Source organism: Limnohabitans sp. Hippo4 (assembly GCF_003063605.1).
Taxonomy (GTDB): Bacteria; Pseudomonadota; Gammaproteobacteria; order Burkholderiales; family Burkholderiaceae_C; genus Limnohabitans_A.
Genome location: NZ_NESE01000004.1, coordinates 21876 through 35046 on the forward strand (window position 1 = coordinate 21876; position 13171 = coordinate 35046).

The 13171-nt window shown below is 55.2% G+C and carries 10 protein-coding genes and 1 riboswitch; of the genes, 3 read left to right on the plus strand and 7 right to left on the minus strand.

The genetic code is table 11. The annotated features are described in order from the left end of the window. Position 1 precedes the first annotated feature (1 nt). The 5 genes from glcE to B9Z46_RS11145 form a co-directional block, all read right to left on the minus strand. Positions 2-1210, minus strand: a complete 1209-nt coding sequence (gene glcE / locus B9Z46_RS11125) for a glycolate oxidase subunit GlcE (RefSeq protein ID WP_369907449.1) — start codon at positions 1208-1210, stop codon at positions 2-4. Positions 1211-1300: 90 nt separating this feature from the next. Continuing rightward, positions 1301-2254, minus strand: coding sequence for an SMP-30/gluconolactonase/LRE family protein (locus B9Z46_RS11130; RefSeq protein WP_369907439.1), 954 nt, complete (start codon positions 2252-2254; stop codon positions 1301-1303). 153 nt (positions 2255-2407) lie between these two features. Continuing rightward, the gene (locus tag B9Z46_RS11135; RefSeq protein ID WP_108256526.1) at positions 2408-3940 is read right to left on the minus strand and encodes an ammonium transporter; all 1533 of its coding nucleotides are present in this window, start codon (positions 3938-3940) and stop codon (positions 2408-2410) included. Positions 3941-3962: 22 nt separating this feature from the next. After that, positions 3963-4301, minus strand: a complete 339-nt coding sequence (locus B9Z46_RS11140) for a P-II family nitrogen regulator (protein WP_055359463.1) — start codon at positions 4299-4301, stop codon at positions 3963-3965. A 24-nt stretch (positions 4302-4325) separates the two neighbouring features. After that, complete coding sequence (locus B9Z46_RS11145) at positions 4326-5069, minus strand: TorF family putative porin (protein ID WP_108256528.1); 744 nt, start codon at positions 5067-5069, stop codon at positions 4326-4328. Between the two features lie 206 nt (positions 5070-5275). On the opposite strand from B9Z46_RS11145, the gene B9Z46_RS11150 reads away from it, so the two are divergent. Together B9Z46_RS11150 and B9Z46_RS11155 are read left to right on the plus strand one after the other, a co-directional pair. Further along, positions 5276-6835 (plus strand): YifB family Mg chelatase-like AAA ATPase, encoded by a 1560-nt coding sequence (locus B9Z46_RS11150; protein ID WP_108256530.1) that lies wholly within the window; start codon positions 5276-5278, stop codon positions 6833-6835. Between the two features lie 7 nt (positions 6836-6842). Further along, positions 6843-8132 (plus strand): MFS transporter, encoded by a 1290-nt coding sequence (locus B9Z46_RS11155; protein ID WP_108256532.1) that lies wholly within the window; start codon positions 6843-6845, stop codon positions 8130-8132. Here B9Z46_RS11155 and metH read toward each other — a convergent pair. Beyond that, entirely contained in the window at positions 8122-10866 is a 2745-nt protein-coding gene (gene metH / locus B9Z46_RS11160) for a methionine synthase (protein ID WP_108256534.1), read from the minus strand. The two genes, B9Z46_RS11155 and metH, sit on opposite strands and share 11 nt — an antisense overlap. Before the next feature lie 16 nt (positions 10867-10882). Further along, positions 10883-10987: riboswitch (S-adenosyl-L-homocysteine riboswitch) on the minus strand. 29 nt (positions 10988-11016) lie between these two features. Next, entirely contained in the window at positions 11017-12063 is a 1047-nt protein-coding gene (locus B9Z46_RS11165; RefSeq protein WP_108256536.1) for a homocysteine S-methyltransferase family protein, read from the minus strand. Between the two features lie 97 nt (positions 12064-12160). Between B9Z46_RS11165 and B9Z46_RS11170 the strand changes: the two genes are divergently transcribed. Then, positions 12161-13141: a tripartite tricarboxylate transporter substrate binding protein gene (locus tag B9Z46_RS11170; RefSeq protein ID WP_108256538.1), complete on the plus strand. Its 981-nt coding sequence runs from the start codon at positions 12161-12163 to the stop codon at positions 13139-13141. The last annotated feature ends 30 nt before the right edge of the window (positions 13142-13171 follow it).

Here is a 13171-nt window from a genome sequence, read left to right on the forward strand (position 1 = left end):
CTCAGAAATGCGCGTTCAATCTGCGAGGGCCAAACAGGCCGGCAGGGTCAAATTCTTGTTTCAGTGCGTGCTGAATGCGTTGATGTACCGCATCCAGCGGCGTGAAGACGGGCACCGACACTGGCAGGGCCGCACTGGCTTGCTGCGGTCTTCTGAACAAGGTGGCCTGACCCCCCACCGCTGCGGCGGCTTTGCGAAGGGCTTCAGCTTCTGACAGCGGCGCCCAGACCCAGCGCTGAGCGCCATGCCATTCAATGAAGGGCGCGCTTGTACTTGCTGGCAAATTCAAAACGGGCGCCGTTTGAGGCACCGACAAACGCCACAAGGCCGCATCGGGCGATGCTGCGGCTTGCGTAAAAAAGGGCAAGCGTTGGTCTGCACAGGCGATCCAATCTTGGGTTGCACTCTCGGATGCTTGCACCAACAATTCACTGTTCAAGGCCGCAAGGTCCTGCGACATGCGAACTTTGGCGGCCTCAACGGCTGCGTGTGCGCCGCGAAGACGCACGAACAACATCTCGGGCTGGCCTGGCATGCTGTTGTCTTGGACCCAACAACTGGCATTCAAAGGCAAAGGTTGACCACCCCAGCGATGCAACAATGCCAGCGCTTGAGCTTGTGGCAACCGGCACATGAGGTGAGCCTCTGCGGGTGCGACGGGCAATACTTTCAAAGAGACTTCGGTGATCAAACCCAAGGTGCCCCAGCTACCCGCCAGCAATCGGCTAACGTCATAACCCGCCACATTCTTCATGACCTGGCCACCAAAAGTCAGGTGCTCGCCGCGGCCGTTGATGAATTTCAAACCGAGCACAAAGTCGCGAACTGCGCCCACACTGGCGCGCGCTGGACCACTCAAACCCGATGCCACCATGCCACCCACGGTGGCTTGGCTGTGGGTGCGGTCGGCTGCAAACACCGGAGGTTCAAACGCCAAGCACTGGCCTTGCGCTGCCAGTGTTTTTTCCAAATCACACAATAGCGTGCCAGCGCCGACAGTGATGACTAACTCACTGGGCTCATATTGCACAATGCCCGACAGACCGCGTGTTTCCAGCAACTCGCCTTCCAAGGCCTCGCCATAAAAATCGTGGCTCCCCGAACCGTGGATCCGAAAGCTTTTGCGTAGTGCAGACCCCGTCGATGCAGCGGCGCGCACGGTGTCCAACAAGGCAGCCAGATCTGGGTAAGCGCTTGGACTTGAGCGAATGGTTGGACTGTCGTTCATGTCGCCATGTTAAACGGACACGCTCTGTTTCTGGCCACTTTTGCAGAACGCAAGCGTCAAAAATAGGTCAATTCAGTTGTTGAAAAAACTCACAAGCAAACCAGGTGTGTCGACCCGCATGGCAAAAACACAACCCGATTGGGGCAAGGCTTGAAGCTCTGCCGTACTTCGGCCATGGGCCGATGTGGTGATGAACAGGGTGCGCAAATCTTCTCCGCCAAAACATGGCATGGTGGGGCACTGAACAGGCGTTTCAATGTAAGCGACACACCGACCATCGGGCGCAATTTTGGCCAAGCGATGACCCTCGTACATGGCGGCATAGTAAAACCCCTCCGCATCCACAGCGGCGCCATCGGGTCGGCCTGCGTAAGACTGCGCCACATCCGATCCATAAATCCAGTCTTTGGGCTTGGCTGGAAATTGTGCAAAGACACGTTCATGGGTCATTTGCTGTGATGTCACATCAAAGTCCCAAGCGCGAATGCAATGTGCGCCCGTGTCGGACCAGTACATGGTTTTGCCGTTGGGTGACCATGCCAAGCCGTTGGCCACTGTGGCCTGATCGGCTTTGGACTGCAGTGCGTGGTTGGCTTGTAAGGCATACAAAACACCGGCGGCTTGATCGCGCGGCTCGTACATCGTGCCACTCCAAAAATTGCCGGCAGGATCGCACTTGCCATCGTTGAATCGCAGTTTGCTTGTGTCGTAGGGTGCAGCGGCCAACAATTCCAACGCACCTCCCCATTCACGTGCGCGGTAAATACCGCTTCGCAACGCCATGACCCAGCCGCCTTTGCTTGCAGGCGCAAAACAACCTGGCTCTTCTTGCAAAGGCCAATCTTCAACTGCATGGCTTTGCGACAAATCAGATGAAACCTTCATGCGCCGCAATCGGCGTCCCGGAATATCGACCCAATACAAACATTTTTCTTGAGGATGCCAAAAGGGCGACTCGCCCAAGACATCGGCTTGGGTTGTCATGCAGTGCCATGCGGGTCGCACAAAAGGAATTTCAGCAGTCATCGATACGCTCAGTTTGAAACATTGCTGGCATTGTCAATTAATTTGGGTATGTAACCCTTGGTAACAAAAACAACAGGCGAAAAAAAGCCCGCCGAAGCGGGCTGTGAGGATGGAGACTAACTTCTCGGAAAGTCTTTGGGAAATCTTGACAGATTAACCGTGATAAGCAGTTTCGCCGTGTGAGCTGATGTCCAAACCTTCGCGCTCTGCTTCTTCAGAAACACGCAGTCCAACAGTCAGGTCAACCAACTTGAAAGCCACAAAGGAAACCACACCAGACCAGACAACTGTCACGAGCACGGCTTTGGCTTGTGTCCAAACTTGTGCAGCGATGGAGTAATCAGCAGCTGTGATGCCAGTGGCTGTGACCCAGTCGGCCACGAAGCCAGGGCCGCCCAAGGCTGGTGAATTGAACACACCGGTGAGCAACGCGCCGACGATACCGCCCACGCCGTGAACACCGAAGACGTCCAAGGAGTCATCTGCGCCCAACATTTTCTTCAGGCCATTGACGCCCCATAAACATGCGAAGCCAGCAATGATGCCAATCACCAAGGCGCCGCCGATACCGACGTTGCCAGCCGCTGGCGTGATGGCCACCAAACCAGCCACTGCACCGGATGCAGCACCCAACATAGAGGCTTTGCCACGCATCAGCGCTTCACCGACACACCATGCCAACACGGCAGCGGCTGTGGCCAACAAAGTGTTCACGAAAGCAAGGGCTGCAAAACCGTTGGCTTCGAGGGCAGAGCCCGCGTTGAAACCGAACCAGCCCACCCACAACAAGGAGGCACCAACCATGGTCAATGTCAAAGAGTGAGGTGCCATGGCTTCGCGGCCATAACCAATGCGCTTGCCAACCATGAAGGCACCAACCAAACCAGCCACCGCAGCATTGATGTGAACCACGGTACCGCCAGCGAAGTCGAGGGCACCCCATTGCCAGATCATGCCGGCTTTGCTGTTCATTTCGTCCACAACTTCTTTCGCTGTGTAAGCGTCAGGACCCATCCAGAACCAGACCATGTGTGCGACGGGCAAGTAGCTGAAAGTGAACCACAAAGTCATGAAGAGCAAGACTGCGGAGAACTTCATGCGCTCTGCAAATGCACCCACGATCAAGGCACAAGTGATGCCAGCGAAAGTGGCTTGGAAACCCGCGAAGGTAATTTCAGGAATGGCGACGCCTTTGCTGAAAGTCGCAGCGTTGGCAAAGGTACCCGTTGCGTTGTCCCAGATGCCGTTCATGAACAAGCGATCCAGACCACCAATGTAAGCATTGCCTTCAGTGAACGCCAAGCTGTAGCCGTAGATGAACCACAACACAGTGATCAAGGAGAAAGTGACCATGACTTGCATCAGCACTGACAACATGTTCTTGCTGCGGACCAAGCCGCCATAGAACAAAGCCAAGCCTGGCACGACCATCAAGATCACTAAGATGGTGGAAACCATCATCCAAGCTGTATCGCCTTTGTTAGGAACAATGGCAGGTGCTGCTTCAGCGGCTGCGGGTGCTGCGGCAGGCGCAGTGGCAGGAGCTGTTGCTTCAGCTTTGGCTTCAGGCTTGGCTTCCGCTTTGGCTTCTACTTTTGCTTCCGCTGCTGGGGCAGTTTGTGCAAATGCCGCACCGCCAAAACACAGCGTCAATCCCAATGCGAGGGAGGCTAGTAATTTTTTCATTCTGTTCTCTCTTTCTGGGCCATCAAAGGGCTTCAGCCCCAGTTTCACCGGTGCGAATGCGAATGACTTGTTCCAAGTCGTACACAAACACTTTGCCGTCACCAATCTTGCCGGTGCGAGCACCCGATTCAATGGCTTCGATCACGCGCTCGACCAACTCGTTAGAGACGGCGGCTTCAATCTTGACCTTGGGCAAGAAATCAACCACGTACTCAGCACCGCGGTACAGCTCGGTGTGGCCCTTTTGGCGACCAAAGCCTTTGACTTCGGTCACAGTAATGCCTTGTACACCAATACCAGACAGGGCTTCACGCACCTCGTCCAGCTTGAAGGGTTTAATGATGGCGGTCACCAGTTTCATGATGGCTCCTTGTAATTCAGAAAATTAGAACGTGTACTTGAGGCCAACAACCAAGCCGGCTTTGCCCAATTGCTTGCCAGCGGGGCTGACGTAAGAACCGGTTTTGGCGTTGGTGCCAATGACAGCAGCAGAAGCGGCCAAACCATTGCCCAAGTCTTTGCCCAATGTCAGGGCTGCGTCTGTGTACGAGTAAATGCTGTTACCAGCGCCTTTGACACTTTGGTAGCCGAGGTGAGGTGTGAATGTGTAGCCATCACCCAAATCAAAATTGGCGGTCAGGTCCACATAAGAGCTGCCTTTGCTGTTGGCAAAGCCAAACAAATTGCCTGTGCTTTGTGAATACTTCAATGTGGTGGGGCCCATGGTGACGGCGCCATACAACTCATTGGTGTTGGCGCTCACAGCCAAGCCATTGCCAGAATATTCATAGTGCAAGAAGCCCACGTCGTAAGCAACTTCGCCCACGGAGAACTTGTAACCACCGTAGTAGTCAACTTCTGCATTGGATTTACCACCAGAGTCTTTGATCCACTTGATGCTAGAAGCCCAAACGCCTACATAAACGCCGCTCTTGTCTGCGTAGTCTGCACCGCCTTGCAATGCGGGGTCCATACGGCTTTGTGAAATGCCGCGGTAACGGTATTCGTTCACGCCGCCTACATTGAATGACAAAGAAGACTCGGGTTCTGCGGGGGCGGCTTGGGCAAATGCACTGCCAGCAGCGGCCAAAGACATGGCCAACATCAAGGGGGTAACGATCTTTTTCATTGGGAGCTCCTGTTAAATAAGAATGAGAATGGTGGGTTCAAGCATTTAGCATGCCAAAGCGTAAAAGGCCTGCCTGCTGAACCCGCTCGCCCCTCTGACGGGGGTGCATTTTGTAGAGACCGGTGTTCCAATGGGCTTTGCACCGCCCTAGGTCCGGCTGATTCCAGCCTTACACACCTCGCACCGGTTTGGTGCAAGGAGTGTTTATGCGTCTTTCTTTGGTGCAAAGTAGGGCCTTGGTGGGCCTTCTATCCCCTGCCGTCACCGTCGAGGTGCATTTGGCCAATGGATTGCCCAGCTTCACATTGGTGGGTTTGGCCGATGTCGAAGTCAAAGAGGCCAGGGAACGGGTACGGTCCGCCTTGTTGAATTCAGGCTTTGAATTCCCCAACAACCAGCGAATCACGGTCAATTTAGCGCCCGCCGACTTGCCCAAAGATTCAGGTCGCTTTGATTTGCCCATCGCACTGGGGATCTTGGCGGCCAGTGGGCAAATTGACGGTAGCCGACTGCATCGCTATGAGTTTGCTGGCGAGTTGTCCTTGTCCGGCGCGCTGAGGCCCGTGCGTGGGGCATTGGTCATGGGTTTGGCACTCTACAAGCTGGCAAATGCGCCCCACTTGGTGTTGCCCCCTGGCAGTGCCGAGGAGGCTGCTTTGGTGCCTGGCGCCACGGTTTACCGGGCCAAACATTTGCGAGAAGTGGCTCAGCCGTTTTTGCCAGTAGGTCAAACATCCGATGACGCCACCAGCACTTGGGAGCGCCTGCCAGAGCCCGTGCACCCGCCTCAGGCAGTCTTCACGCCGGCCTTGGACTTGGCCGATGTCAAAGGCCAAACAGGTGCCAAGCGCGCATTGGAAATTGCAACAGCGGGTGGACACAGTTTGCTCATGGTGGGTCCTCCAGGTTCAGGCAAGTCGATGTTGGCGCATCGCTTCGCCGGCTTGTTGCCCGATTTGAGCGTGGATGAGGCTTTGGAAACAGCATCGGTGGCCAGTTTGGCTGGGCGCTTTCAAATTGCAAATTGGCTGAAACGCCCCACACGCCATCCCCATCACTCGGCCAGTGCCGTGGCATTGGTCGGTGGTGGCTCACCGCCCCGCCCCGGCGAAATTTCCTTGGCGCACCATGGCGTTTTGTTTTTGGATGAGCTGCCTGAATTTCCAAGGTCCGCATTGGAGGCTTTGCGCGAACCCTTAGAGTCGGGCAGCGTCACCATTTCACGCGCAGCACATTCGGCTGAGTTTCCTGCACGTTTTCAGTTGATTGCCGCCATGAACCCTTGCCCCTGCGGCTATGCAGGCCAGGTTCGAACGCCAGGTCAGGAAGGCCCCATTTGCCGATGTACCCCCGATCAAGTGCACCGCTACAGCAACAAAATCAGCGGACCCTTGCTTGACCGAATTGATCTGCACATCGAGGTTCCCAGCCAAAGTGCTGCACAGTTGATCCATGCAACGGTGGGAGAAAGCACCGCCACCATCAAGACGCGTTGTGATCGGGTGAGGCGCAGATCACTTCAGCGGCAAGGCTGTACCAATCAAGCGCTCAGCGGGGCGGCGCTCGACCTTCATGGCAAATTAGGCCCAGAGGCTGCGGCCTACCTGACCCAAGTGGCCACACATTTTTCGTGGAGTGGCCGAAGCACCCACCGCGTTCTGAAAATTGCCAGAACGATTGCCGACTTGGCAGAGCGTCAAGACATTTTGTCTGTGCACATCGCTGAGGCTGTTCAATATCGCAGGCCGTTCGCAGCGCACCGATAATGCAGTCATGCGCAGAATCAGGCCGTACTGGGATCTCACAAGAATCTCTCATCACGCTCCCGAATTAGCGCCCTTTGCAGTTTGGCTGTCTTGGGCTCAATTGATCACTTGGGGCAGCGTGTTTTACACCTTCTCATTGATCATGGGACCGGTGGAGCGCGAGCTGGGCCTCAGCCGCGCAGATGCTTCACTGGGTTTCAGTTTGGCCTTGTTGGCAGATGGTCTGATGGCTTATGCCATAGGGCGCTGGATCGACCGCGGTCACGAACGCCGGGTGATGACTTGGGGGTCTGCTTGGGTGGGATTGTGTTTGTTGGCACACAGCTTCATTGACAGCCTTGTGGGCTTTTATGCGGTGTGGTTAGGCCTGGGCTTGGGCATGTCCGCCACCTTGTACGCGCCCGTGTTTGCCGTGGTCACGCGACGGTTTCCAAATGACTTTCGGCGCGCCATCATCATCATGACTTTCTTGGGCGGATTGGCCAGCACGGTGTTCATACCGCTGTCGTCTTGGTTGATTCAAAGCTTGGGCTGGCGGCATGCCTTGTGGGTCTTGGCATTGATGCAGTGGCTGATCTGCATGCCCTTGCATGCATGGTTGCTGAAAGGTGCAGCGCCTCAAAAGGCGCTTGTACATGCAATCACAAGTCCAGACGCCAATGCAGATTCAAATGCGCGCCTCGCCACACCAACAGTTTCCATCAAAGTGCATTTAAAGCGCGCGCCCTTTTGGTTGCTGGCGGGCTTCATGCTGATGACCGCCATTGTCAGCTCTGCATTGCCTGCACACATGGTGAGTTTGTTGGAAGAAGCGCACCTGTCACCAGCGTGGGTCATTGCCATTCCAGCTTCCATTGGCGCCATTCAAGTGCTGGGGCGTTTCTTGTTGTTTTTGTTTGAAAAACATTTGGATGTTCATGCTGCCAACCGATGGATTCCATGCCTGGTACCTCTGGGCTTGGTGTTTTTGGTTATGGGTGGATTGGCTCCCTGGGCGGCTTTGCTGTTCGTCACGTTTTATGGCCTCGGCAATGGTCTGAACACCATCGTCAAAGGCACTGCCATGGCGCAATATGTCAGTCGCGACCATGTGGGACAACTCAATGGCGTGTTGGGTGTGCCATTGGCCATGGGGCGCGCTGTAGCCCCTTGGGCTTTGGGTTTGATGTGGACACCCGAGGTGGGCTATGCGCACGGCCTGCGTTGGATGTTGCTGGCCGGCGTTTTGGGCGTAGCGTGTTTGTGGTGGGCGCAAAAGTGCGCGCACCAAGCACACATGAAGGCGCTCACAGATTAGGCGCCAACAATCTCTGAATGTCTGCCACTTTCAAGTTCTGACGTTTGGCCAAATCTTGGACCTGGTCTTCACTCACTTTGCCCACGTTGAAGTATTGACTGTCGGGGTGGCTGAGGTAAAAACCGGACACGCTGGCGGCAGGCGTCATGGCCAAGCTCTCTGTGAGGCCCATGCCAATCTCTTCGCATTGCAAGAGTTCAAACATTTGCTTTTTGACGGAGTGGTCTGGGCACGCAGGATAGCCTGGTGCAGGTCGGATGCCTTGGTATTTTTCAGCAATCAAATCGTCAAGCGATGCGTCTTCTGTGGCGGCGTAGCCCCACAAATCTTTGCGCACGCGCTCGTGCAGGCACTCTGCAAAGGCTTCGGCAAAACGATCGGCCAAAGCCTTGAGCATGATGGCGCTGTAGTCGTCATGTGCCGCTTCAAAAGCTTGTTCGCGTTTTTCAACACCAATGCCCGCAGTGACTGCAAAAACGCCAACGTAGTCTTGTAGTTTGGTAGGTTGACCTTTTGCGTCAAGCAAAGGCGCCACAAAATCTGCCAAACAACGGCTGGGCTTGCCCGTTTGCTTTTCTGTTTGTTGACGCAGGCCATGCCAGGTGAGCACAGGCGTTTGACGCGACTCATCGGCATACAAAGCAATGTCGTCGTGGTTCACGCTGTTGGCAGGATACAAGCCCATCACACCGTGCGCGGTGAGCCAACGGCCTTCAATGATTTTGTGCAGCATCTTCTGCGCATCATTGAACACCTTTTGTGCTTCCACGCCCACCACTTCGTCTTTCAAAATGGCGGGGTACGGGCCGGCCAAATCCCAAGTTTGGAAGAAGGGGCCCCAGTCGATGTAACGCGCCAACTCAGCCAGGTCAAAATTCTTGAACACACGGCGACCAATGAACTTGGGCGTAGGTGACTTGAACGCGTTCCAGTCGATGTTGGTTTTGTTGCTACGCGCTTTGGCCAATGGCCACATCGGCGTTTGCTTTTTGTTGGCGTGCAGCTCACGCACTTTGGCGTAGTCGGCATTGAGTTCGTCAATGTACGCAGCCGCTTGGTCAGACAACAAACCTTGCGCCACGCTCACGCTGCGCGAGGCATCGGGCACATAGACCACCGGGCCTTCATAATGCGGTGCAATTTTGACGGCCGTGTGCACGCGGCTGGTGGTGGCGCCACCAATCAGCAAAGGCATTTTGCGCAAACGGAAATGCGCGTCCTTTTGCATCTCGCTGGCCACGTACTGCATCTCTTCCAAGCTGGGGGTGATGAGACCGGACAAGCCAATGATGTCAGCATTTTCTTCTTTGGCCTTGGCCAAAATTTCATGACAAGGCACCATCACGCCCATGTTGACCACGTCAAAGTTGTTGCACTGAAGCACCACGGTCACGATGTTCTTGCCAATGTCGTGCACGTCGCCTTTGACGGTGGCAATCACAATCTTGCCTTTGGACTTCACGTCTTGACCGGCAGCTTCTTGCTGGCGTTTTTCTTCTTCGATGTAGGGCACTAGGTGCGCAACGGCTTGCTTCATGACCCGCGCAGACTTGACCACTTGCGGCAAGAACATCTTGCCTTGACCAAACAAATCGCCCACCACGTTCATGCCATCCATGAGCGGGCCTTCAATCACATGCAGCGGTCGGCCGTTCTTGGCCAAAATTTCTTGATAGGCTTCTTCGGTGTCTTCGGTGATGAAGTCGGTAATGCCGTGCACCAAGGCATGTGACAGGCGTGCCGATACAGACACGGGCGCATCGGGTGTGCCGCGCCAAGCTAGCTTTTGTGAATCATCTTTGGCGGCACCTTTGGCATTTTCTGCCACTTCCACCAAACGCTCACCCGCGTCGGGACGGCGATTCAACACCACGTCTTCCACACGCTCACGCAAGTCAGGTTCTAGCTCGTCGTACACGCCCACCATGCCGGCATTGACAATGCCCATGTCCATGCCCGCTTGAATGGCGTGGTACAAAAACACCGTGTGAATGGCTTCGCGCACAGGGTCGTTGCCGCGGAAGCTGAACGACACATTGGACACACCGCCCGACACTTTGGCGCCTGGCAAATTTTGTTTGATCCAGCGCGTGGCTTCAATAAAGTCAACGGCGTAGTTGTTGTGCTCTTCAATGCCGGTGGCAATGGCAAAAATGTTCGGATCAAAAATAATGTCTTCGGGTGGAAAGTCCACCTCATCGACCAGCACGCGGTAGGCGCGTTCGCAAATTTCTATTTTGCGTTGGTAGGTGTCAGCCTGGCCTTTTTCATCAAACGCCATCACCACCGCTGCAGCGCCATAGCGCTTGATCAACTGTGCTTGCTGCTTGAAGGCATCTAGGCCTTCTTTCATGCTGATGGAGTTGACGATGCCTTTGCCTTGAATGCAGCGCAGACCCGCTTCAATCACACTCCATTTGGAGGAGTCGATCATGATGGGCACGCGGGCAATGTCGGGCTCGGAGGCAATGAGGTTCAAGAAACGAACCATGGCCGCTTGGCTGTCCAACATGGCTTCGTCCATGTTGATGTCAATGATTTGTGCGCCGTTTTCCACCTGCTGACGGGCCACGGCCAAGGCTTGCTCGTACTCGCCATTCAAAATCATGCGGGCGAAGGCTTTGGAGCCTGTGACATTGGTGCGCTCACCAATGTTCACGAAAAGAGTACCCGTGCCGATTTGAACCGGCTCTAAGCCAGACAGTTTTAACGGGGGAACAGCAACTGAAGACACAACTCACCTCTTGGATCGCAGGTGAGCGTGGTTTGCAATAAGAATGGGGTATGCCCCAGATTGAACTCCAAGCCTGACTCGCAACCTTGATGGGCGGCGAGCTGCAACGCTCCTTGGAGATGGCTTATTTTAACTGGCTAAACGGGACGATCAGGCCGCCTCTTTGTAAAACGCCGCCGTGTGCAAGCCTCTGGGTGCCAATGGACCCACGGCCTTTTGAATGGCATCGATGTGATCTGGCGTGGTGCCGCAACAGCCGCCCACAATGTTGACCAAACCTTCCGCGGCAAACTCATGCAGCAAACGGCTGGTGACTTCTGGCGTTTCATCAAAGCCGGTCTCACTCATGGGGTTGGGCAAGCCCGCGTTGGGGTAGCAACTGATGAAGGTGTCCTCTGCCACTTTGGCCAACTCTTGGACATACGGGCGCATCAAGGTCGCGCCCAATGCGCAATTCAAACCAATGGCCAAGGGGCGCGCATGGCGCACACTGTGCCAAAAGGCGGTGACGGTTTGACCACTCAAAATGCGACCCGAGGCGTCGGTCACGGTGCCGCTGATGATGAGGGGCAAGCGTTCGCCACTGGCTTCAAAATATTCCTCAATGGCAAACAAGGCAGCTTTGGCATTCAAGGTGTCAAAGATGGTTTCCACCAACAACACATCCACGCCGCCTTCTACCAAGGCCTGGGTTTGCTCGTAATAGGCTTTGCGCAAAGTTTCAAAGTCCACGTTGCGTGCGCCAGGATCGTTCACATCAGGACTGATGCTGGCTGTTTTGGGAGTGGGGCCCAAAGCGCCAACGGCAAAGCGTGGTTTCTCTGGTGTTGAAAACTTGTCGCATGCTGCACGGGCCAAGGCCGCAGAGGCCCGGTTCATTTCGATGGCCAAGTCGGCCATGTTGTAGTCTTCTTGCGCAATGGTGGTTGCACCAAACGTATTGGTTTCGATCATGTCTGCGCCAGCGGTCAGATAGCCTTCGTGAATGTCACGGATCACATCTGGGCGCGTGAGGCTCAGCAGCTCGTTGTTGCCCTTTACGTCTTTGGCAAAGTCTTTGAAGCGCTCACCGCGGTAATCGGCCTCGCTCAATTTGAAGCGCTGAATCATGGTGCCCATGGCGCCGTCCAAAATGGCAATGCGTTTTTCCAGAATTTCTGGCAGGGCTTTCGCGCGGGTGTAATTCAAGGCTTTCATCCCCCTATTGTAGAAAAACAAACTGACTCATGAGAATTCGTCACAGTCAGGCCCACCCCCAATTGAAGCTTGTTGCCAATCTCTCTATATTGAGTACATGAAAAAACGTCAATTTTTGGCCTTGAGTGGCAGCGCCCTGCTCTCTGGTTTAACACCCTCCGCCGCCTTCTCCCAAGCCAAATTTCCCGAACGCCCTATTAAGGTCATTGTGCCTTTCGCCCCGGGTGGCGATGGCGACATCATTGGCCGCTTGTGGGTCAAATTTGCCATTGCGCATACCGGTGCCAATTTCATTGTCGACAACAAAGCGGGCGCTGGCGGGGCCATTGGCGCAGCAGAAGCCTCCCGAGCCAAGGCCGATGGTTACACCCTCTTGCTGGGCACTTCTTCCACTCAAATCATCAATCCTCTGGCTTCTGGCACGGCCACCTACGACGCGATCAAAGACTTCAATTTGGTTGGCATGGTCAGCATCAATCCCACCTGCATCGTGGTCAACCCCAGCGTGCCGGCCAACAATCTCAAAGAGTTGGTGAATTTGATCAAGGCCAGCCCCGGCAAGTACGCCTATGGCTCAGCCGGCCCAGGCACCATCACCAACCTCACAGGTGAACTGTTCAAACTGCAAGGCGGCAAGCTCAATGTGCAGCATGTCCCCTACAAAGGCGGCGGTCCCGCCATGCAAGATTTGGTGGCAGGCCATGTCCCCATGATCACGCCCATCATGTCGTCTGCAGTACTGGCGCAGCACCGTGCAGGTCGCGCACGCATTTTGAGCGTCAACAGCGATGCACGCCTTAAAGCGGCACCTGAAATTCCAACATCGGTTGAGGCGGGTATTCCAGACATGCGCGTGCAAGTTTTCAATGCGGTGTTCACACCCGCCGGCGTGCCGCGCGAGGTGATGGACTTTTTGCGCGCCACGCACAACAAGGTGCGCAACGACCCCGCTTTTTTGCTGGACCTTGAAAAAGCCGGCGCTGACCCCTTCACTTTGGCAGACCCCGAAAAATTCATTGCCGACGAAGTGGTCCGTTGGACCAATGTGATCAAAGCCACGCAGTTCAAGACCACCTGAACCGCAATTCTTAACGCCGCGAATCTTGCA

Excerpts from the sequence above, each read along its gene's own strand:
- B9Z46_RS11130 (WP_369907439.1), bottom strand. The coding sequence starts at position 2,254 with ATGACTGCTGAAATTCCTTTTGTGCGACCCGCATGGCACTGCATGACA.
- B9Z46_RS11135 (WP_108256526.1), bottom strand. The coding sequence starts at position 3,940 with ATGAAAAAATTACTAGCCTCCCTCGCATTGGGATTGACGCTGTGTTTT.
- B9Z46_RS11140 (WP_055359463.1), bottom strand. The coding sequence starts at position 4,301 with ATGAAACTGGTGACCGCCATCATTAAACCCTTCAAGCTGGACGAGGTG.
- B9Z46_RS11145 (WP_108256528.1), bottom strand. The coding sequence starts at position 5,069 with ATGAAAAAGATCGTTACCCCCTTGATGTTGGCCATGTCTTTGGCCGCT.
- B9Z46_RS11150 (WP_108256530.1), top strand. The coding sequence starts at position 5,276 with ATGCGTCTTTCTTTGGTGCAAAGTAGGGCCTTGGTGGGCCTTCTATCC.
- B9Z46_RS11155 (WP_108256532.1), top strand. The coding sequence starts at position 6,843 with ATGCGCAGAATCAGGCCGTACTGGGATCTCACAAGAATCTCTCATCAC.
- B9Z46_RS11165 (WP_108256536.1), bottom strand. The coding sequence starts at position 12,063 with ATGAAAGCCTTGAATTACACCCGCGCGAAAGCCCTGCCAGAAATTCTG.
- B9Z46_RS11170 (WP_108256538.1), top strand. The coding sequence starts at position 12,161 with ATGAAAAAACGTCAATTTTTGGCCTTGAGTGGCAGCGCCCTGCTCTCT.